Annotated in this window: 23 protein-coding genes; 7 read left to right on the top strand and 16 right to left on the bottom strand. The window is 34.3% G+C overall.

Translation table 11 applies throughout. The annotated features are described in order from the left end of the window. Window positions 1–14 precede the first annotated feature (14 nt). The 3 genes from G9F74_RS06270 to G9F74_RS06280 all read right to left on the bottom strand — a co-directional run bounded on the left by G9F74_RS06270 (window position 15) and on the right by G9F74_RS06280 (window position 3,224). Entirely contained in the window at window positions 15–1,676 is a 1,662-nt protein-coding gene (locus G9F74_RS06270; RefSeq protein ID WP_000824261.1) for a peptide ABC transporter substrate-binding protein, read from the bottom strand. Between the two features lie 71 nt (window positions 1,677–1,747). Then, window positions 1,748–2,746, bottom strand: a complete 999-nt coding sequence (locus G9F74_RS06275) for a DUF2628 domain-containing protein (RefSeq protein ID WP_000388938.1) — start codon at window positions 2,744–2,746, stop codon at window positions 1,748–1,750. A gap of 25 nt (window positions 2,747–2,771) precedes the next feature. After that, window positions 2,772–3,224, bottom strand: coding sequence for a methylated-DNA--[protein]-cysteine S-methyltransferase (locus G9F74_RS06280; protein WP_000283917.1), 453 nt, complete (start codon window positions 3,222–3,224; stop codon window positions 2,772–2,774). Window positions 3,225–3,357: 133 nt separating this feature from the next. On the opposite strand from G9F74_RS06280, the gene namA reads away from it, so the two are divergent. Continuing rightward, a complete protein-coding gene (namA, locus tag G9F74_RS06285; protein WP_000555707.1) occupies window positions 3,358–4,395 on the top strand; it encodes an NADPH dehydrogenase NamA in 1,038 nt (345 codons plus the stop codon). Window positions 4,396–4,424: 29 nt separating this feature from the next. Here the strand turns inward: namA and G9F74_RS06290 are convergent, their stop codons facing one another. Together G9F74_RS06290 and G9F74_RS06295 are read right to left on the bottom strand one after the other, a co-directional pair. Further along, window positions 4,425–5,084, bottom strand: a complete 660-nt coding sequence (locus tag G9F74_RS06290; RefSeq protein WP_001042745.1) for an oxidoreductase — start codon at window positions 5,082–5,084, stop codon at window positions 4,425–4,427. 116 nt (window positions 5,085–5,200) lie between these two features. Continuing rightward, window positions 5,201–5,350 (bottom strand): hypothetical protein, encoded by a 150-nt coding sequence (locus G9F74_RS06295; protein ID WP_000540935.1) that lies wholly within the window; start codon window positions 5,348–5,350, stop codon window positions 5,201–5,203. Between the two features lie 264 nt (window positions 5,351–5,614). Between G9F74_RS06295 and G9F74_RS06300 the strand changes: the two genes are divergently transcribed. Beyond that, window positions 5,615–6,565 (top strand): metal ABC transporter substrate-binding protein, encoded by a 951-nt coding sequence (locus G9F74_RS06300; protein WP_001126163.1) that lies wholly within the window; start codon window positions 5,615–5,617, stop codon window positions 6,563–6,565. 137 nt (window positions 6,566–6,702) lie between these two features. Next, a complete protein-coding gene (locus tag G9F74_RS06305) occupies window positions 6,703–7,173 on the top strand; it encodes a GNAT family N-acetyltransferase (protein ID WP_001048672.1) in 471 nt (156 codons plus the stop codon). Window positions 7,174–7,309: 136 nt separating this feature from the next. Here the strand turns inward: G9F74_RS06305 and G9F74_RS06310 are convergent, their stop codons facing one another. After that, a complete protein-coding gene (locus tag G9F74_RS06310; RefSeq protein ID WP_016108229.1) occupies window positions 7,310–8,260 on the bottom strand; it encodes a CobW family GTP-binding protein in 951 nt (316 codons plus the stop codon). A 165-nt stretch (window positions 8,261–8,425) separates the two neighbouring features. Between G9F74_RS06310 and G9F74_RS06315 the strand changes: the two genes are divergently transcribed. Then, a complete protein-coding gene (locus tag G9F74_RS06315; RefSeq protein ID WP_016108228.1) occupies window positions 8,426–9,328 on the top strand; it encodes an aldo/keto reductase in 903 nt (300 codons plus the stop codon). Window positions 9,329–9,351: 23 nt separating this feature from the next. Here the strand turns inward: G9F74_RS06315 and G9F74_RS06320 are convergent, their stop codons facing one another. Together G9F74_RS06320 and G9F74_RS06325 are read right to left on the bottom strand one after the other, a co-directional pair. Then, window positions 9,352–9,936: a GNAT family N-acetyltransferase gene (locus tag G9F74_RS06320; RefSeq protein WP_001068748.1), complete on the bottom strand. Its 585-nt coding sequence runs from the start codon at window positions 9,934–9,936 to the stop codon at window positions 9,352–9,354. An 84-nt stretch (window positions 9,937–10,020) separates the two neighbouring features. Then, a complete protein-coding gene (locus G9F74_RS06325; RefSeq protein ID WP_033668497.1) occupies window positions 10,021–11,484 on the bottom strand; it encodes a flavin monoamine oxidase family protein in 1,464 nt (487 codons plus the stop codon). A gap of 325 nt (window positions 11,485–11,809) precedes the next feature. Here G9F74_RS06325 and G9F74_RS06330 point away from each other — a divergent pair, with 325 nt between their 5' ends. After that, entirely contained in the window at window positions 11,810–12,001 is a 192-nt protein-coding gene (locus G9F74_RS06330; RefSeq protein WP_016108226.1) for a DUF3896 family protein, read from the top strand. Between the two features lie 104 nt (window positions 12,002–12,105). After that, on the top strand, window positions 12,106–13,107 hold the full coding sequence (locus G9F74_RS06335) for an LLM class flavin-dependent oxidoreductase (RefSeq protein ID WP_016108225.1): 1,002 nt from the start codon (window positions 12,106–12,108) through the stop codon (window positions 13,105–13,107). 45 nt (window positions 13,108–13,152) lie between these two features. On the opposite strand, the gene G9F74_RS06340 is transcribed toward G9F74_RS06335, so the two are convergent. The 3 genes from G9F74_RS06340 to G9F74_RS06350 all read right to left on the bottom strand — a co-directional run bounded on the left by G9F74_RS06340 (window position 13,153) and on the right by G9F74_RS06350 (window position 15,367). Beyond that, the gene (locus G9F74_RS06340) at window positions 13,153–14,097 is read right to left on the bottom strand and encodes an alpha/beta hydrolase (RefSeq protein WP_000798330.1); all 945 of its coding nucleotides are present in this window, start codon (window positions 14,095–14,097) and stop codon (window positions 13,153–13,155) included. Between the two features lie 264 nt (window positions 14,098–14,361). Beyond that, window positions 14,362–14,817: a DUF3939 domain-containing protein gene (locus G9F74_RS06345; protein WP_000488204.1), complete on the bottom strand. Its 456-nt coding sequence runs from the start codon at window positions 14,815–14,817 to the stop codon at window positions 14,362–14,364. Window positions 14,818–14,923: 106 nt separating this feature from the next. After that, complete coding sequence (locus G9F74_RS06350; protein ID WP_016108224.1) at window positions 14,924–15,367, bottom strand: Dps family protein; 444 nt, start codon at window positions 15,365–15,367, stop codon at window positions 14,924–14,926. 241 nt (window positions 15,368–15,608) lie between these two features. Here G9F74_RS06350 and G9F74_RS06355 point away from each other — a divergent pair, with 241 nt between their 5' ends. Continuing rightward, on the top strand, window positions 15,609–16,649 hold the full coding sequence (locus tag G9F74_RS06355; RefSeq protein WP_000370197.1) for a YkvI family membrane protein: 1,041 nt from the start codon (window positions 15,609–15,611) through the stop codon (window positions 16,647–16,649). 36 nt (window positions 16,650–16,685) lie between these two features. Here G9F74_RS06355 and G9F74_RS06360 read toward each other — a convergent pair whose 3' ends face one another. From G9F74_RS06360 to G9F74_RS06380, 5 genes are all read right to left on the bottom strand, one after another. Beyond that, window positions 16,686–17,051 carry a DUF3979 family protein gene (locus tag G9F74_RS06360; RefSeq protein ID WP_000965090.1) on the bottom strand — a complete coding sequence of 122 codons (366 nt, stop codon included), beginning with the start codon at window positions 17,049–17,051 and terminating at the stop codon, window positions 16,686–16,688. 255 nt (window positions 17,052–17,306) lie between these two features. Continuing rightward, window positions 17,307–17,612, bottom strand: coding sequence for a hypothetical protein (locus G9F74_RS06365; RefSeq protein ID WP_016108223.1), 306 nt, complete (start codon window positions 17,610–17,612; stop codon window positions 17,307–17,309). Between the two features lie 212 nt (window positions 17,613–17,824). Beyond that, window positions 17,825–19,807: a methyl-accepting chemotaxis protein gene (locus G9F74_RS06370; RefSeq protein ID WP_000040624.1), complete on the bottom strand. Its 1,983-nt coding sequence runs from the start codon at window positions 19,805–19,807 to the stop codon at window positions 17,825–17,827. A 208-nt stretch (window positions 19,808–20,015) separates the two neighbouring features. After that, the gene (gene rsgA / locus G9F74_RS06375; RefSeq protein WP_016108222.1) at window positions 20,016–21,068 is read right to left on the bottom strand and encodes a ribosome small subunit-dependent GTPase A; all 1,053 of its coding nucleotides are present in this window, start codon (window positions 21,066–21,068) and stop codon (window positions 20,016–20,018) included. A gap of 182 nt (window positions 21,069–21,250) precedes the next feature. Next, window positions 21,251–21,778, bottom strand: coding sequence for a DinB family protein (locus G9F74_RS06380; protein ID WP_001019820.1), 528 nt, complete (start codon window positions 21,776–21,778; stop codon window positions 21,251–21,253). Window positions 21,779–21,869: the final 91 nt, after the last annotated feature.

Below are 21,869 nucleotides of genomic sequence, written 5' to 3' on the forward strand. Positions count from 1 at the left end.
CATCTTTTATTATACTATTTCTTTGTAATATATGCCCATTTATAACTGAAGTCGCCACCGAACGTATGGTTAGCAATACCATTTACATACGTCTTCTCTAAGTAAGCTGTACTTTGTTGGTACGTAGGAGAGATTGCAACATCTTGACCAATTAAGATTTTTTCAGCTTCTGCAAGTGCTTTCCAGCGTGCTGCGTCATCTTTTAGTAGTTCTCCTTTTGATTTCGCTACTAAATCATCATACTTCGGATTTGAATAATCCATTTCATTAAATGAACTTCCAGTAACGAACATATCAATATATGTCATTGGGTCTGGATAATCTGGACTCCATGCAGATAATGAGAATTCATATTGAAATTTCTTTTCTAAATCTAACTTCTGCTTATATGGTTGTTGCTTCAAATTCACTTTAATACCTGGTAAGTTTTTCTCTAATTCTTCTTTAATAAAGTCGCCCACTTTTTTACGACTACCGTTATCATCATTTAGTAATTCTACTGTAATTGTATCTTGACCAAGTTCTTTCTTCGCTTCTTCCCACAGTTTTTTTGCTTTCGCAGCATTATCTTTACTGTCACGGAAATTTTTATTTACAGTACGGAAGTCTTTTCCATCTGGTCCTGTCGTAAACTTTTCAGGTACTAAGAAATACGCTGGCAATGATCCATCATTCAAAATTACATCCGCAATTCCTTTTTTATCGTACGCTAAATCAATCGCCTCACGAACCTTTTGATTTTTAAACGTTGCATTTTTTTGATTAAAACGTAGGAAATACATACGTGGGTCTAGCTTCGTTTTAAATTCATCTGGTTTATTCTTTTTATATTTGTCTACAAACTCAGAACTTAAAATGACACGGTCTGCTTGATCACTATCATATAAATTTACCCCAGTACTTGTCTCTTTTACTATACCCACATTAATTTCTTGTAATTTTACAGCATCTTTATCCCAATAATTTGGGTTTTTCTTTAACTGGTAACTTTGTTCATGTTTCCATTCACTCATTGTAAATGGTCCATTGTACAATAATTTATCTGCTTCTAATCCGTATTTATCCCCTTGTTCTTTTACATACTTTTCATTTAATGGGAAGAATGTAGGGAACGAAGTAAGCTCAAGGAAATAAGGTGCTGGTTGCTCTAATTCTACTACCAACGTTTTATCATCCTTCGCTTTAACACCTAATTGATCCGACGGTACTTCTCCTTTATTTACTTTCTGTGCATTTTTCACATCAAATAAAATAAATGCATATTCTGCTGCTATTGCTTTATCTAATGTACGTTGCCATGCATATACAAAATCTTGCGCTCGAACTGGATCACCATTTGACCATTTTGCATCACGTAATTCAAATGTATATGTCTTTTTATCTTCACTAATCTTCACATCTTTGGCCATACCTGGAGTTGGTTTATTATCTTTATCTAGACGATATAATCCTTCCATTGCATTTACAAATACACGGAAAGATACAGAATCTGTTGATTTAGATGTATCCATTGAAGGAATTTCAGCTGTTTCTAGCAAATTTAAAACTTGTTTATCTGCCATTCCCTTACTTGATTCTTTCTTCGTTGTCGAAGCCTTCTCCCCATTCCCACATCCCGCAACCAGTACACTAGTCGATAACGCAAGTGCAGCAATTGTTGTTGTCTTTCTCTTCATTCTTCCTTCCCCCAATCTATATGTATAAGTTAAAACTTGTATAATATATTTTATTATACAAAAGATTCTGATTATTTTAAATATTTATTTTCATAAAAAGAAAAAAAGCGGTCAGAAATTGCTTTCCCTCCGCTTTGTTGAATAGCATTTACTTGTAAGCCATCCTCTATATCAAATGGATTTTGAACTTTAAATATTTCCTCCATTATTTTCAAAAACTCTTCTTCATTTTTAGATTCACCGTTAATCGTAAGTGAATATGGTTCCACTTCTCCCAATTTATAATCAACAATAAATTGAATTGTCACCTTTTTCCTTGGCATCTCAGGACTCTCCCCCTGAAATTCTACTAATTCTAATCCTTCCGTTCCACGATAGTATATCCATCCTGAATTTTGAAAATAATTTTCGAACGATTCACCAATTGAAAAGACTGGATATTCATAAAGCGAGCTTGTACGAACTTTTTGAATAATATCCTGATCAGTTGGGAAAAAGAAATGACTGAACAAAATACTAGCAACTGCTAACATTGTAACGATCGTTGCTCCCATTTTACTCGTTCCTCCACTATCACGAATGAGATAATTTTCAACCGATTCATCTTTAATTTCACGTGCCTTTATGCGGTATATACGTCTTTCTGCAAATTGATAATATAATCCATTCGCAAAAATCCCTAGCCCGAATAAGATAAAAACGAGTAATAAAAACGTAAGAGGCACCATATTAATGATTGGCAATGCTACGTTGAAGCCCATATAATATGAAAACGCATCACACACTACTAATAACAGTATAAATAGTGCAGCAGGTAAATAATACTTACGATAGCCAAGCCAACCTACATTAAAAATAGCAGCCCAACCATTCCAGCTCCATTTTGCAATTCGCTTATTTTCAAGCTCCCATTTTTTTTTGTAGTACGGATATTGTCTCCCTACATATTCTTCTAATTCTTTGTCTATTAGCGAGCTTCCTTCACCTTGTTTATTATGCAGTTTTTGCTGACAGTTTGCACAATTTAACTGTTCATTCGCACAAGGTTGCCCACAATTTATACATTCCAAAACAATCCCTCTTTCCATTCATACTTCATTTCAAAATACCTTCGTGTTTTAACAGCCACTCTTTCCTCCATAAACCACCCGCATACCCTACAAGCTTTCCACTCTTTCCTATTACACGGTGACACGGAACGATAATTGAAATGGGATTACGACTGTTTGCTCCTCCTATTGCTCGTACAGCTTTCGTATTACCAACCTTCTCCGCAATATCTAAATATGAAGCACTTACGCCATAAGGAATAGTGTAGAGCGCATCCCATACATTTTTTTGAAATGATGTTCCCTCTGCAGACAGTGGTACAGTAAACTCTTTTCTTTTTCCTTTAAAATATTCATCTAGCTCATTTATACATTGATCTATCATTTCATTTGTATTTTCTTCTTGTCGTTCATCAACAAATATAACAGACGTAATGCCTTCTTCGTTCGCTGTAATTTCTAGCAAACCTAATTCACTTTTATAATAAGCCTGGTACATATGTCATCCTCCAATTCAGTTCATATTAGTCATTGTAACACGAATAGACAAAATTTTTCGTATAAGCGTTTTATTAGAGAAACAAAAAAGAGAATGGTAAAATATAAGAAAATTCAATCAAGGAGGCTATTTGATGCATTCCAAACTTTTTTCACCCTACACAATTAAGGATGTTACACTAAAAAACCGTATCGTCATGTCGCCTATGTGTATGTATTCTTCGGAAAATGAGGATGGAAAAGTAACGAATTTCCACCTCGTTCATTATGGAACTAGGGCTGCCGGTCAAGTCGGTTTAGTTATGATTGAAGCAACAGCTGTGTTACCTGAAGGTCGCATTTCTAACAAAGATTTAGGTATTTGGGACGACAGTCTAATTGAAGGATTACATACAGCGACAACTTTTATACATGATAATGGTGCAAAAGCTGCCATTCAACTCGCTCACGCCGGAAGAAAAGCTGAGTTAGAAACAGATGCGTTAGCACCTTCAGCAATTCCATTTAATGAAACAATGAAAATACCACTGGAAATGAGTAAAGAGCAAATTAAAGACACCGCACTAGCTTTTCAGAAGGCTGCACTGCGTTCAAAACAAGCTGGATTTGACGTTATTGAAATACATGGCGCTCACGGTTATCTAATTAACGAATTTCTTTCTCCACTTTCCAATAAACGAACGGATGAATATGGCGGTTCATCTGAAAACCGCTATCGTTTCTTACGTGAAATCATCGAATCTATAAATGAAGTTTGGGACGGACCGTTATTTGTTCGTATTTCAGCAAATGATTATCATCCTGACGGGCTAACCGTTCAAGATTACGTTCGGTATTCAAAATGGATGAAAGAACAAGGAGTAGATTTAATCGATTGTAGTTCTGGTGCAGTTGTACCGACACATATTGATGTTTATCCTGGTTACCAAGTACAATATGCTAAACATATTAAAGAACATGCTAACATTGCAACTGGGGCAGTTGGATTGATTACGACTGGGGCACAGGCAGAGCAAATATTAAATAATAACGAAGCAGATTTAATTTTTATCGGACGTGAGTTACTTCGCAATCCGTACTTCCCAAGAATAGCCGCAAATGAACTTGGTTTTGAATTGCAAGAACCGTATCAATATAAGCGGGCTCCTGGGAAAATCAATATGAATAAATAAAACCGAGAAGCCATTCTTCTCGGTTTTATTTATTCTATCGTTGTAATTTCATTTGAATTATAAATGTGGAGACCAGATTCTTCTCGCAGCGCAGTTATATACATCCCTTTCGCCACATCTTTAGCTGAAATTGGTTTATACTTTTTGAAAGCCCCTTTAAATATAAAAGGAATAATTCGAGTTAACTTTTCAGCCATTCGTTCACCAAAACGAAACTCTTGTCGATTTCCAACTAATAAAGACGGCCTAAAAATATGAATACCACCAATCACTAACTTTTGCAATTCCTCTTCCATTTTCCCTTTTACTTGTGAATAAAAGAAAAATGATTTAGGATTTGCTCCCATCGAAGACACAACAAGGAAGTTTTGCACCCCTTGCTTTTCAGCTAAACAAGCAGCTCGTAACGTATATTCATAATCTACTTTTTTGAAATTCGCCTTTGTTTTTGCTTTTTTTATTGTTGTTCCTAGACAACTAAAAACATCATCTACTGCAAAAAATTCTTTATATTCTTCTAATGCCGAATAATCTACTTTCTTCTGCTGTAACTTCTCATGTTGCCATTGCATTGGTTCTCTTACAAAAATAGTAACCGAATCGTAGTAATCTGATTCAAGTAATAGACGCGTTATCTCTTGTCCAACTAAACCACTTGCACCAAGTACTAACGCTGTTCGCTTATTCATATATGCATATACCTCTTATTTTACTTTTCTCTCCTTCAGTGACATGCAACTTTTAGGAGTTTCCTTCTTTTTATTTTACCATAAGTAAAGCACTATGCGTATGCATAGTGCTTTACTTACTCTTTTTTCTTTTCTTTCTCTGGTAATTTCGTTATCGTTGATGCATTCCCTAAATTACTTATTAAGCGTCTTAAAAAGATTAAAACGAAAGATAATGGCAATACTACCGCTAATATCAATAAGATAGCTTCCATTAAATATCCCAAGCGCTCATCCTCCTCTTCACCTTCCTTTCAAATATATGAAAGCAGCGTTGTCACATATGCATGCATTCACAAAAATAATACATCTATATTTGACAACTTTATAACAAAATCAAATCGTAATGATTATTATTTATTGCAACTTTATGAAAGATGTATTATACTAAGTTCGCAAACTAAAACGTAATTATTCCGTTTTGTATTAAAATGATATTTTTCTTCTATAATTGAAGATATATCCGTAAAAAAAGAAAAGAGGAGAACTTCATGCCTAAAAGATTGACTATATTTTCATTCTTACTTATTTTCACTTTAATTTTTACTGGCTGCTCAAATAAAAAAGAAGGTACTGCCAAGAAAGATGGAAAGCTAACTGTTTATACAACTATCTTCCCTCTTGCAGATTTCGCAAAAAAAATTGGTGGCGACTATGTAACAGTAGAAGCAATTTACCCTCCTGGTGCCGATTCACATACATTTGAACCGAGTCAAAAACAAACAGTACAAGTTGCAAAAGCCGATTTATTCGTTTATAACGGTGCTGAATTAGAACCATTTGCTGAGAAGATGGAAAAAACATTACAAAAAGAAAATGTTAAAATTGTAAATGCATCAAAAGGAATTAAACTTCGTGCTTCTTCTGAAGAAGAACATCACGATCACGGAGATGGTCATAAAGAAGATGATCACCATCATGATAAAGACCCGCATGTTTGGATAGACCCTACTCTTGCGATGAAACAAGCTGAAAAAATCAAAAATGCTCTTGTGGAATTACAACCTGACCATAAACAAGAATTCGAGAAAAACTTTGCAGCACTTCAAACTAAATTTACCGATTTAGACGATCAATTTAAAGCTGCTGTAGCAAATGCGAAAACGAAAGAAATTTTAGTTTCTCATGCTGCTTATGGTTATTGGGAACAACGCTATGGTTTAAAACAGATTCCTATCGCCGGAATTTCAGCGTCTGATGAGCCATCTCAAAAAGAGCTTGCTGACATTACAAAAACAGTAAAAGAACACGGTCTAAAATATATTTTATTTGAAACTTTCTCTACGCCAAAAGTCGCATCAGTTATTCAAAAAGAAACTGGTACAACAGTTTTACGCTTAAATCACCTTGCTACTATTTCTGAAGATGATGCGAAAAACAATAAAGATTACTTTACTTTAATGGAAGAAAACGTAAACACATTGAAAGAAGCAACAAACTAATTTACTATATTTTCTAAGCAGCTGAATCTATTGTTCAGCTGCCTTTTTATGTATGTATCCTTGACTTGACCAAAATAACAAGTAAAATTATCCATATTAGCTTTAAGCTATACTCTTTTAGAAGGTGAGTTGGAATTATGAATCTTCACATTTGTGAAGTAACAGCAAAAAATTGGCGTTCAGTAGCTGCTTTAAACGTCGCAAAAAACCAGCAGCAATTTATTGAAAGTAATGCGTTTTCTTTAGCAGAATCATTATATGAAGGAAACGGGACGTCAGTAGGTTTATATGATGGAGAAACACTTGTTGGATACGCAATGTACGGTTGGTATTCAAAAAAACACGAAAGCATCTGGTTAGATCGTTTTATGATTGACCAACAACATCAAGGAAAAGGATACGCAAAACGTTTCCTCCGCTTACTCATTCAATTTTTACAACAACAGTTTACATGTAAAATAATTTACTTAAGTTTACATCCGGACAACAAACTTGCCATGGGCCTATATGAATCATTTGGTTTCCATTTAAACGGGGATATTGATGATGAGGGTCCAGTTGTAGGTGTTGTAATGGAGTTACTAATAAACGAAAACACAAGCCTGTGAAAACAGGCTTTTTATTATATATTTATCAATGTTATTTTCTATTTTCCGTTTCTTTCCCTTATGTGTTTCGTTATTGAACTCTAGTACAATCTCAATAGAATGCTCATAAAAAAATAAGCCTGCAGTTGACGCAGACTTATTTCACACACTCCCCAAAATGTTCTTGGAACCATTCTTTATTAATATCTTTACCGATAAATACGACTTCACTTACTCGCTTTTCACCCTCTTGCCACTCTCTATCATACGAAGCAGCAAATAATGTATGTACACCTTGGAACACGATACGTTTATCTACTCCATCGATAGATAAAATCCCTTTATAACGATATAAATACTCCCCTAGCTCTTGCACGACAGCTGACATCCACTCATTTAGTTTTTGTAAATCTAACGGACGCTCTTCACGTAGTACAAATGATTTTACACCTTCTAAATGATTATGCTCTTTATGAGGATAAATTTGTAACGTATCTTTCGTTTTAAACGTTTGAATTTGTAATAATGATGGTATATCTACCTCACAGTTAGTAGCCTCGATTAACTTTGCAGTGGGGTTAATACCTTGCAGTTCATGCAAAAGATTTTTCTTTTCACTTTCTTCAATTAAATCTAATTTATTCACCAACACTACATCAGCAAATGCAATTTGTTCCTTTGCTTCTAATCCCTTTTCAAAATGTTTATGTATATGGTAACTATCTACTACCGTTACAACGCCATTAATTTGGTATGCAGATTGAATAACAGGATCTAAAAAGAATGTTTGAATAATCGGGCCTGGATTTGCAAGACCTGTTGTTTCAATTACTAAGCCTTCAAAGTCCATTTTCCCTTCTGCTTTTACGTCCAGTAATTGTTTTAACGCAACGAGTAAATCTTCACGTACAGTACAGCATAAACAACCGTTAGTCATTTCCATAATTTCTTCTTCAACATTCATAATCAACTGATTATCGATACCAATTTGTCCTATTTCATTTACAATCACCGCTAATTTCTTACCGTGATTTTCTGATAAAATACGATTTAATAAAGTCGTTTTCCCTGATCCAAGAAAACCAGTTAATATTGTTACTGGAATCATCCCTTACATCTCCTTATAGCTATATGTGTCTACATTATAGCATATAGAGAAAATCGTTTTTGTAGCAAAACATATTTATTGTTTGTACGCTCCTCAAACTATATAATAATATGTAGCAAGAAAGCCTTTTCAAAATAATAATCATTCATCAAGGGGGTACTTATAATGGAACGAGTTCAAATGGCCGAAACACTAAAATTTTCTCGTATTATTCAAGGATTTTGGCGTTTAGCAGAATGGAATATGACGAAACAAGAGTTACTTTCTTTCATTGAAGAATGTATGGATATGGGGATTACTACTTTCGATCACGCTGATATTTATGGTGGATATACGTGTGAAGGGCTGTTTGGAGAAGCTTTACAACTAAAGCCTTCCTTACGAGAAAACATGCAAATTGTTACCAAGTGTGGAATCGCTCCCCCATCACCGAAATTTCCAGAGCGATATGTTGCTCACTACAATACGAATGCTGAACATATCATAAAGAGTGCGGAGGATTCATTACAAAACTTACATACAGATTATATTGATGTATTACTCATCCATCGTCCTGATCCATTTATGGATCCAAATGAAGTGGCAGAAGCGTTCTCACGCTTAAAGCAAGAAGGAAAGGTTCGTCACTTCGGTGTATCTAACTTTTTACCTTCACAGTTTCATATGTTAAGTTCATATTTAGATTTCCCGCTCATTACAAATCAAATCGAAGTATCTGCGCTGCAGCTTGAGCACTTTGAAAAAGGTACGATTAATTTATGCCAAGAAAAACGAATCAATCCAATGATTTGGTCACCTCTTGCTGGTGGCGAAATCTTTACCGGTCAAACTGAACGTGCTGTACGTGTACGTGAAACTGTACAAAAAGTTGCTAATGAGCTAGGTGTTACTAGCATCGATACGATTATGTATGCATGGCTGCTTGCTCATCCAGCTAACATGATGCCAATCGTTGGCTCTGGGAAATTAGATCGTGTAAAAACGGCCGCTCTTGCTACAAAAGTTAACTTAGATCGTCAACAATGGTTTACAATTTTTGAAAGCTCTAACGGTCATCCTGTACCATAATATGAAAAAGAAGAGCTGTTTCTTTACAGCTCTTCTTTTTCATATGTATTTCTCGTCATTGCAAATACACACATATCCCTTAATCCATTTTCATCTACCGCAACACTAGCACTTTCTAAAATACCCTCTAATTTAAAACCTAATTTCTCAGGTATCGCTCTACTCTTTTTATTTAGAGCATCACAACGAATTTCTACGCGGTTTGCTTTCAGTTCAGAAAAAGCATAATCCGTTATACCTTTCGCAGCCTCTACCATATAGCCTTTTCCACTAAATCTCGAATCAATCCAATATCCGATTTCAAATTGCGGTATATCCCAATTAATACGATGTAATCCGGCAGATGCAATAAATTCACCTGTTTCTTTCGAAAATACTAGTAATCTTAAATCCTCACGTTGCAAAAATTGAATATGTGATTTTCTAATACTTTCTTCTACTTCTTGCTCTGTTTGCTCTTTTTGTGCAAACACCATCCAAGGTTTTAGTTCTTGTATTGAAGCTTGAATTGCATCGTATACAACTTTACCATCTCCTGGTTTCGGCATTCGAATAAAAAGCCTGTCAGTATAAAATTCAGAAGGAAAATCGAATAATAACGGATTCACTGTAAACACTCCCTATTTTTCTTTTATATATAATAATATCCATCTCAAGTTATATAGTAAAGAATTTTCTGAATTAAAAACTTTTTACTCATTCACTTCCACCGCTACACGAACTCCAGACTCAATCGCACCTTGAATCCATCCGTGATATAACGTTGTATGATCTCCAGCAAAGAATATTTTCCCCTCTGGCTTTACAATCGCTGGTTGTAGCTCAGACTCTTGACCAGCTTGAAAAAGAGCAAATCCTCCAAGTGCATATGGATCCAATGTCCAACTTTTTGATATTCCAGACATGAATTCATCATATACTTGACCACCTAATATCGTTGCTAAGTTGTGTAATGTGTAATAGATACGATCACCCTTCGATAACCCATCCCATAACAGCGCATCATAAGACCATGTATAGCTTCCTAACATCATAGCTGGTCCTTTCTGTCCAATTCCATGGCTTGGATAATAGGCGTAACGAATTGGCAAATCTGTTATAATTCTGCCACCTAATTGCCCTTGTTCTTCCCAAAATCGACTTTTAAATTGAATGCCTATTTTCGTCGCAGGCATATAATGCAATTCACGAATTGCTTTCCACTTTTCATGAGATATAGAGTCAAATGGATCTACTTCCACAAAACGCATTGTCGAAAACGGAATTGTAACAATAACTAAATCCCCTGTAATACTACTATATTCAAAAGTTTCCTCGTTTCGATAGAAAGCCGTCACACCGTTATCGTGTTGATGTAGCTTCATTAATTTTTGATTATAAATAATATTTTCTTCTAATTGCGGTAAAAAAGATTTTGGTAATCTATCGTTTCCACCTATTATTTCACAAAATCCGCTCTCCTCTTGCATAATGTATAAAAAACGTAACGTCTCAACGAATGACCTTTCTAAAAAACCTTCTAAATCTAATAAAACACCAATCATCTCAATCGTTATTGGTGAAAAATACGTATTATATTGATAAGGATGGTACTTTAAAAATTGTCCTGTAGAGTATCTTCCAAAATCCTTTACTACAACATCCCAATTTTTCTCTGGGTTCTTTTTTATAAAATTTATAATGGGCTGTACCGCTAACAATAATAGTTCCTCAGACGTTTTCCCAACTTCATTCATTTCCACAGGATATCTTAAAATACTTGGATCTTTTTCATATTGTTTTAATGTCGTTTTCCGACCATTTACGTAGATGATATCTGTCTCATTCCTATTAATAAAAGGACTCACCTGTAACCCAAACTTTCTTATATATGCCATCGTTAACGTGTGCGAATATGGAATTCTCATCGCCCCAACATCTAAATATAATCCGGTATCTTCCATTCTAACTGTCTCTATGCGGCCCCCTACACGATTGTTTGCTTCAAAAATCTTCACTTCATGTCCTGCAGCCTTTAATAAAGATGCCGAAACTAATCCAGCCATGCCTGCCCCTACTACAATAATTTGTTTCGGACGTGTCGTCTTATTCAATCCCTTATTTATAACTTGTAACGTTTCATCCATCTCAGTGTTATACATTAAGTCTTTCTGCACAATTCCACCCCTTACTTCATAAAGTGAAACTATAATCAGTGGGGTGTTCTTCCCCCACTGATTATTAGTTGAACCAATCGGGCTTTTATGGGCAGTTAATCTCCCACCTAACTTCATTGCTCCAGCCCAATTTTGAGGTGGGAGTTTTACTGCCCGTTAATGCGGGATAAAATGCGCATTAGTGGTTTAGTGCATTTTATTCATAAATCTCGATAAACATAACACCACTGCAATTTGAATATTCACTAAAAGTACATAAGAGACAGATCTCACATTTCTTTATGCTTCGTATAATATAGCAACTGCAACGAAGGAGTGGTTGAAAATGAAACAGACTTATGATTACCAGGCTACAAAAAAACATCTAGAATTAAAGAAACAAAACTTATGTAAAAAACTTAGCAATAAGAGACTATCTGAAAAAGAACGTGAACAGCTAAAATGTGAAATTGACAACTATGAATATATTTTAAACTTAGTCGAAATGAATCATTATGAACGGGGATTTTCTCGTTAAAAGCGGATATAAAATGATCTACTTTTCATTTTGAGCATTTCATTACGCATTTTTCGTAAGTAAATATATAATAGGGTGTACATTAAGATTGAGAGGTATATTCTATGATCAAATTAAGTGTATTAGACCAATCACCTATTTCAGATGGTAGCACAGCAATCCAAGCTATTTCACATACAGTTACGCTTGCACAAGAAGTAGAAAAACTCGGATTCACACGTTTTTGGGTATCCGAGCATCATAATTCCGTAAGCTTAGCTGGTTCAAGTCCAGAAATACTTATTTCTCATATTGCAGCGAAAACGGGACATATTAGAGTTGGTTCGGGTGGTGTTATGTTACCGCATTATAGCCCATATAAAGTTGCCGAGAATTTCCGCGTTTTAGAAGCACTTTATCCAAACCGCATCGACCTTGGTGTTGGTAGAGCACCTGGTGGTATGCCAATAGCAACTCGTGCACTACAAGAAGGAAAAATGGTCTCACTTGATCAATACCCAGAACAAGTTGCAGATGTTGCAATGTATTTACATGATCAAGTACCAGAAAATCATCATTATGCAAATTTAAAGGCTACTCCAGTTATTCCAACATCACCTGAAATGTGGATGCTCGGTTCTAGCGGAGAGAGCGCTAAAATTGCGGCGCACAACGGAGCTTCTTTTGCATTTGCACAATTTATTAATGGCTTCGGAGGCCCAGAAGTTATGAGGGCTTACCAGGAACAATTTCAACCTTCCTATTTAGGAGATAAACCAAAATCAATTGTCGCGATTTTTGTTATTTGCGGAGAAACAAATGAAGAGGCAGAAAAAATTGCTTCTAGTTTAGATTTATCAATCTTATTACTAGAGCAAGGAAAACGAACAACTGGTACACCTTCTATCGAAACTGCTCAAAATTATTCATACAGTGCGTATGATTTATTCCGTATAAAAGAAAATCGTCAACGTATGATCGTAGGTGATCCGACTTCTGTGAAAGAAAAAATAGTAAATTTAAGTAAAGCGTACAATACTGACGAATTTATGGTTGTCACGATTACTCATCAATTTGAACATAAATTAAATTCTTATCGCTTACTAGCAAATGCTTTTAATTTATAATTGTAAAAGGGAGATACATCAACGACGATGTATCTCCCTTTCTTACTACTTATTGTTTTTACTTCCTATATATTCAATAGCTTCTTTTAATAACTCATCAAAATGATTAGGATAATCATGATTTAAGTTAGGCACAATTTTATACTTATGTTCTATATTCTTATCTCTTAATAATCGTACAAATTGCTGCGTGCATTCGAAACAATCTTCATCTTGATCCCCGCATACTATATATCCCTTTATATGTTTATCCTGTAGCACTTCCAGCAACTCATTCCATTCTTCAATCTCTGGAAGCCACGGTGCCATAAAAATAAAACCATCTACATCTATATCTTTTTGTAAAATCGTAAGTAAAGCTACTCTTGCTCCAGCAGAAAAACCACCTATTATTACATTTTCTACTGTATGATTCTCTATAAATTTATCGTAATGCTCTTTTAATTCTTCTTTCCCTCTATGTATATCATCCCAAACAAACCCATCTGAAAATTGAATTTGCGAAGACTGTGGTAACGCTAACGTATAATCTTGTGTAATAACTGATTTCCAATATGGTTCTATTATTCCTATATTTTCTTGATCACCATGCATTGTAACTAGTAGATTTCCCTTTTCCTCGCTGTAAATATATTTCACATCTGCTCGTTCTGTTTTCTTTGCTACTTCTTCTCTTTCTTTACATAATTGAACCATTTTATGAAACTCTTCAAACTTATGTAGTGGTTTTAAATCGTCGTCGGAAATTAAATATTCATTTCCATACCAAAATCCATTCTCTATAATAGCTTCCTTCATTACATGCAAAGCTTCTTCTTCAAGTCCTGCTGCACTTGCTAGTGCATATTTAAAATTATATATTTGTGCCTCATTACCTATTACACCTTTAGCATGTTCCATTATATACGTATACGCTTCAAAACTTCCTTTATTTGCATAACAACGTAACGTTTCATTTAATAACTGGATGTAAGTCATACTATTTTTCATATACCAATCCCCCGAAACCGTTTATAATATTTATTTCTCGAACTTGTATACCATCCTTTGATCATGGTATGTACATTGTTATATTCAATAACTCAACCTAACCATACTTGATCCTCAGAATGATATTTAATAATTACCGTATGTATACACATAATACATCACCTCTTCCTATCCAATACGTGTAGTATAAAACTAAATAGACAGAATAGTCAATATACTTTTAAACAAAAAAAGACAACAATATATTATTGTTGTTTTTTACATCTACCCGCTCTTTTGTTTTTTTCTATCTGGTTTACTTGAAACTAAATAATGTTTTTCTGAAATATATAAGTCTCTTTTTAATAGACGATTTAAGTACGGCCCTAGCTTCATTCCGCATATAAGGCGATCTTCACTACCCTCAACAATTGGAAACATTTCTTTTTCTGTTACATATTGATCTACTGCCTTTTGTACGATATCAATTTCTTTAACTAGGTTTAAATTTTCTTCTGTATGTTCAAATACCTCAAGCGTTTCCTTCGTAATAAGAAAAACATTTGTCGGAAATACAGGCAAATACGGCTTTAACAAATCATAATTTACTGTATAATCATCATTTACTAATACTGTATATACGATATTAGCATTTGTTTCTAGAAACTTAGCCATCGCTTGTTCTAATTCATCTTTCGTAATTTCCCGTTCTTCTTTTCCAGTTCTGAAAAAGCGAAACATTGCATCGCCTCCCTTTTACTATATTATAGCATAAAAGAAAACTGAAAAATCACAAAAAAATCCATTGAAAAAATTTTTCAATGGATTTTTCAAAATATATTTATTTTTATTTTAAGAATGCACTTAGCATCCATACATGCTGTTCTAATGTCGTGTGAATCGCTAGTAACATATCAGCTGATGTTTCATCGCCAGCTTCACCAGCAACTTCCATACCTTCTTTTAATTCTTGAATAAGTGCAGAGTAATCATTCACTAAAGTTTGCACCATTTTCTCAGCTGATTCCTTGCTTGTCCCCTCACTGACACTAGATGTTGCAAGATATTCTTTCATTGTCGCTAACGGTTTACCTTCTAACGCCAAAATACGTTCTGCTAACTCATCAATATACGTCCCTGCTTCATTATAAAACTCTTCAAATTTCTCATGTAATGTAAAGAAGTGTGGTCCTGTCACATACCAGTGATAATTATGTAGTTTCACATATAACACATTCCAGTTTGCTACCTGCTTGTTTAATACTTCAACAACATTTGTATTCGTACTCATACAATCCACTCCTCTTATCGTTTTGTAATGCTTATCTTTTAATAACCTAATTACATTTTACCATACATTTCCTACCCTTTCGAATGATTGGCTCATATGTAACAAAGTTTTAACACCTTTAATATTTCCCTAATATCATACAATTCATGTATTTTTTCAACTACTTCATATGTCTAATCGTCCAAGCTGCTACATATGCATTATAGTAAGTCAAGCTCATCATAGAAGAAAGAGGGATAACATGGACAATCAACAATGGCAAGTAGCAAAGAAAGTTGCTGCTACTTATATCGGAACTGTCGTTGGAGCTGGATTTGCTACTGGACGAGAAATTGTTGAATTCTTTACAGTGAACGGATTATACGGAACAATTGGTATATGTGTAAGTGGATTTTTTTTTATTTGGCTCGGCACAAAGATGATGTTACTTTCATCACAAATCGGGGCATTTTCAGCGCAAGATTTTAACAAATATTTATTTGGAGATGTATTCGGAAATGTTGTAAATACATTATTACTACTCGTATTATTTGGTGTAACGAGCGTTATGCTATCAGGGGCTGGGGCGGTATTTGAAGAGCAACTTCGTTTACCAAGACAACTCGGTATTCTCATTACAGTTATCGCCTGTCTCATTATAGGTAGCCGCGGATTACAAGGTGTTTTTGAAGTAAATACACTTGTCGTACCTATTATGATGATATTTATTATAGGACTTGCTATTACAACCTTTTTCCACAGTACAACACCTATTAGTAATACTATTCCTGCAGAGAGCTGGAATATGAAGTGGATTACTAGCCCTATTACATATGTCGCTTTAAATCTTTCTCTCGCCCAAAGCGTTCTCGTCCCGTTAGCGGGTGAAGTAAAGGATCGAAAAGCCATTTTGTGGGGTGGAATTTTAGGTGGTGCAGGACTTTCTTTAATTTTATTATGCAGCCATTTAGCTATCTTATCAGTCGACCAATTTTATCAATACAATATCCCAATGGCTGAAGTCATAAGAAGATTTAATGCAACTTTTCACTTTTTCTTTGTTCTTATTATTTTCGGTGAAGTGTTTACAACTTTAGTTGGTAATGTGTTCGGGATGACAAAACAAATGCAATCTATCACTGGGTGGAAAAGTAACAATATTATTTTCTTCATTTTACTAATTAGTTATTGCTTTAGTTACATCGGTTACAGTGAACTACTCCACATTCTATATCCAATCATCGGATGGGTAAGTATCGTTCTACTTCCAATCATTGCTTTTAAACAACTTCAAAAAACATAAAGAAAGCATCCATTTTATTGGATGCTTTCTTTATGTTCATTCACAATCATCACATATTTCCCAGTACGGTCCCATTTCCAATGCCAAATATGGCTTTAATTGCAATCGAATCATTCGACTAGGCATGCGCTCTAAAACGAATTGAATCCCTTCTTCATCCTCGTCTAATTCAACTTTTGAAATAGCAATTCTTTGCATAGTAGAAATAGGAATTCCATCTTTATATAAAGTGATTTTCACCTCATCATATTCATTAAAATACAATTCAATACTCATTTGATTTTTCAACATTTCATCAACAATTTCATATTTATCATTTTGTTCTTGGATTATATATTTCCAGCCACCTCTATCTTTTTTTGGAGCTGCTTGAAATAATGTCATCAAATCCTCGTATAGCATAAGATAACCCCTCTCTTACTAAAAAACGATGAGTATTTTATATACCCTTTATCTCTATCACTATCCATAGTCATTGTACCATATATCACCGTTCTTACCGTATTCATTTGCTTCATTAATACTTACAAAACACTTTATTCTATCTTCATTATTATGTATCTTAGTCCGTTACTTACTATTCTACTGTAAGTTTTATTCAACACCTATTTTTTATTTGCTCATAACAAAAAAGAAGAGTGATATATATCACTCTCCCTAAATAAATTTCCCTGTAGCTGCTATTGCTAATACTATAATTAAAATTGTAAATAATAATGAGACAATTAAACTAAAAATGGGTAATGCTTTCTTTTCATTCTTCTTAAAAAGTAACTTTAAACTAAGAAGGATGTTTACTGGTACGAGTATGAAATAGAAATATTTAACAATTTTCACCGAGCTATCCGAAAGTGTTTTTAAAATAAACACTTCAATTAGAAACACCACAAAAAATGAAATACTTAGCCAAAATGAGACATAACTAAGCCAAGAATGTCTTTTTGTACCCCAATACACTCCCATAATAATCTCCTTTATTTGTATTCTATATGATTGTAATTATACACAAAGTTAACAAATACCTCTATTTTTCGACAAATAATATGAGAAATTCAGTTTTAAACATCATTAAGCTATTCTCCATCCTCATTCATTATAAGCATTAATTCATCGCAGTTATTGCGTAAAAAAAGACTGCCTCAATAGCATTCTGCTATTGGGGCAGTCTTTCTCTTTTAAACTTTAAATCTTTCAATTAATCCTTGCAACTCTTCAGCCATTTGAGATAATGTACCAGCTGCGGAACCAATTTCCTCCATCGAAGCTAATTGTTCTTCAGCAGACGCTGCGACACTTTGTGTACTCGTCGCATTATTCTGTGCTGTCATTGCAATTTGCCCGACTGAAATAGATACTTCATTGGCACCTTTTGACATCCCATTAGCCGTTTCAACCATCGTTTTAATTTGATTAGCAATTTCATTTGTAGATTGTAAAATCTCAGCAAAATTTTGCTTCGTTTCATTTGCAATAACTAGTCCAGATTGAACTTCTTTATTTACATGACCCATAGATTTTACTGTCTTACTCATATCATCTTGTATTTCACATATTAATTTACTAATTTCACTGGAAGATACGCTAGATTGCTCTGCCAATTTACGTACTTCATCTGCAACGATCGCAAATCCTCTTCCGTGCTCACCAGCTCTTGCAGCTTCAATTGCAGCATTTAAAGCAAGAAGATTTGTTTGATCTGCAATATTTTGGATTACTTCTAATATGTCACCAATTTGCTTTGATTTATTATTTAATAACTGTATAACTGCATCGGATTGTGAAACAGATTCTGCAATAGACTGCATTTGATTAACTGTTTTCCCTACTAACTTTCCACCATCTTCTGCTTTTTCACGAGTATGAGTAGAAGCCGTATTAATAGATGATGAACTATTTGCTACATGCTGAATTCCTTCTGTTACATCAAACAGTAACATTGCACCATTTTCTACACTTGTTGTTTGCGTCGTTGCCCCACTTGATATTTCATCCATTGCCATTGTAATTTGTTCCGTTGCTTCACTCGCTTGTCTTACACTAGCAGTTAGCTCTTCTGATGCCGCTGCAACATGCCCGGCCGAATCATTAATTCTTCCAATTAACGTTCGTAGTGAATCTGTCATCTCATTAAATCCTTTTGCAAGTTGACCAATTTCATCGTTTGAATGAATTTCAATTGTTTGCGTTAAATCTCCTTCACTTATTTCTTTAGAAGTGGCAACTAATCTCTTTAAAGGTTTTGTAATAGAAAGCGTTACGAAATAAATAAGTGCCCCTCCTACAACTAGTGAAATAATCATAACAATTAACATATTATAAAATACAGGCTGAGCAGCTTCGATTATTTCATTTGAGTACATCGTTCCACCGATTTTCCAACCTGTTTTTAAATTTGTAGCAAATACCATTTTCTTTTCACTACCGTCATACGTGTATGAAAAAGCGCCCTGATTATCTTCGTAAATTCTCTTTGCCCAAGAATCAGCTGCTTTATCACCTGATTTTTCTTGCGGGTGAGCAATTATTTTTTGTTTTCCATCTAAAATGAAAGTATATCCTTTTTTACCAATATTGATTAACTTTGTTGTTTTCAATAAACTCTCTAAACTTAAATCTACCGCAACAACACCATTTTTATCTTCTGTTTGTTTCGCAATCGTTACGACAATATGTCCATTTCCTTTTGCCTTATACGGTTCAGTGACCACGATTCCACCTTGTTTACTCACTGCATCTTTATACCAAGAACGAGTTGTTGGATCATAATCTGCTGCCATTTGTATATTTGGTTCTTGCACAAACTTCTTATCATTGCCGGCAACATACACTTGTTCAATATCTTTATTTAAATTAATATACTGAGATAATACCTTTCTTAATTCATCTTGATTATCTCCTTGATACATATCACTATGAACCACTCGTGCAAAGTTATTTATTTCGTTAAACTTCGCCTCAATCATTTGATTGATTAAATTATCTAATATTTTTATATTATCGTGAGCACTACTCGTAATTTGTGATTCAAAATTCTTTTTAGCCGTTTGATAAGACATTCCTCCAATAATAGAGACAGCTGCAATTAAAATTACCAAAAATGAAATTAATAGCTTTTTTGCTACTTTTATATCTCGAAACCACCTTAACAGTTTACTCATTATAAACCTCCTACATTTAAATATTAAGTTTTAAGGATGAATAACTAATTATGAATATATCCCATTCCCTATCCTCTATTTTTACAATTCGTTTTTCATAAACACCTTGTAAAGTTTAAACAAATATTCCCCCTTTGTCTATATATATGAATAATATTATTATAAAATTTACAAATGTAAAAAACCAAAGGAATAGCCCTTTGGTTTTTTACATTTTTTTATGTTGTTTAGAAATCTTCTTCCACTTATCGCGCTCAGCTCTTGCAAGAATAGCATCTTGTTTTCTCATAAAATACGCCAATTCTCTTTGCAACTTTTTATAGCTTTGCAAACGATTTATCGTCATTAGCCCGTTATCAATTGCTTTATGCACTGCGCATCCTGGCTCATTCTCATGTTTACAATCTCGGAAGCGGCATGTTTTTGCAAATTCTTCAATATCAGAAAACGTTGTTTGGATTGCATCGCTTCCATCCCAAAGCTGTAACTCTCTCATGCCAGGAGTATCAATGACTAAGCCCCCACTCGGTAGTTGGAACAGCTCACGATGAGTTGTCGTATGCCGCCCTTTACTATCTTCCTCACGTATATCTCCCGTTTTCGCTATCTCAATTCCTACGAGTGCATTTAACAAAGTAGATTTTCCAACCCCTGATGAGCCGACTAAAGCAATTGTTTTTCCTGAAGCAACAAATTGTTGTAACGAGTCAATACCTCTATGCTCTAAACTATCGACGACGAAGATCGGAACACCAATTGCAACAGCTTCCGTTTCTACAATTTTTTGTTCCACATCTTCACATAAACTACTTTTTGTTAAAACAATAACAGGCATTGCACCACTTTCATACGCTAATAGTAAATAACGCTCCAACCTTCTTACGTTAAAATCATGGTTAAGTGCATTCACTAAAAATAAATAATCAACATTTGCTGCAATAATTTGTTCTTCAGTTCTATTACCAGCTTCTTGTCTTGAAAAAGAACTTCTTCTCGAAAAAATACGATGAATGATTGCCTTTTTCTCATTTTCTATTTTCTTTACATACACCCAATCACCAACTGCTGGGTAATCTCCTTTCGTTACCGCTTCATGTCGAAACTTCCCAGACAGTTCTGCCATATATTCACCGTCATTACAAATAATACGATATATATGCTTATGCTCAAGTAAAATACGCCCTACTTCATAATTCTGCTCTACAGCTTGCTCTTCAAAAAATGAATCCCAGCCGAACGACTCTAAAATATTTTGATTCAAATCAAGATCCTCCCTAGTTTGTACTAAGTGGAAGGATTGCGAACTATCTTATATAATATCGCCCTTTCCATCCACGTTTGTATTTAATTTATTATTCATTACAGTCATATTCGCCATAATACATCACTCCGATCTTATTTTAATTACTCTCATTATATGGAATATCAATTTAAAAAGCTACTTTATTTGACGTAATTTTCAAATAAATATCTCTTTAACATTCTAATTTGTCCACGGTGATTAATTTCATCTTCTATCACATGAAACCAAAGATAGTGCTGGTTATACGCTACACCGTTAGGCCACTTTCTTTCTGACATTAGCCATGTATCATCTACTTTACTCAAATACTTTAGCGACTCTTCTCGAACACTTTGCAAAAGTTGTACATAATACTGTATTTCATGACCATGAATCGTTCTCCCAACTTCCCCTAAATACAGTGCATCTTCCCATATTTCTAATTCTTCTTTTGTAAAGTCACGATTTTGAAATGAAATAAGCTGATGGGCTTTTTCTATAGATGCCATATGTTTTAATAAGGCGCCAATTGAATTCCCACCACTTGGCATAATTAAATCTAATTGCTCAACTGATAGATTTTCTATTTCCTGTAATGTTACCGCCCTCGTATGCTCCAGCATACTTACTAATTCCCCTATATTTTTCGTATAACCATCCACACTTCTTATTCGATACTCTATATTCATATCACACACCTCTTTCTGTATTCATATTATTGTAAATATGATTCATATAATAGACTGAAATATATCGAAATTTTCTGTTATAATTAAATTG

Source organism: Bacillus sp. EKM202B (assembly GCF_011066025.1).
GTDB lineage: Bacteria > Bacillota > Bacilli > Bacillales > Bacillaceae_G > Bacillus_A > Bacillus_A toyonensis.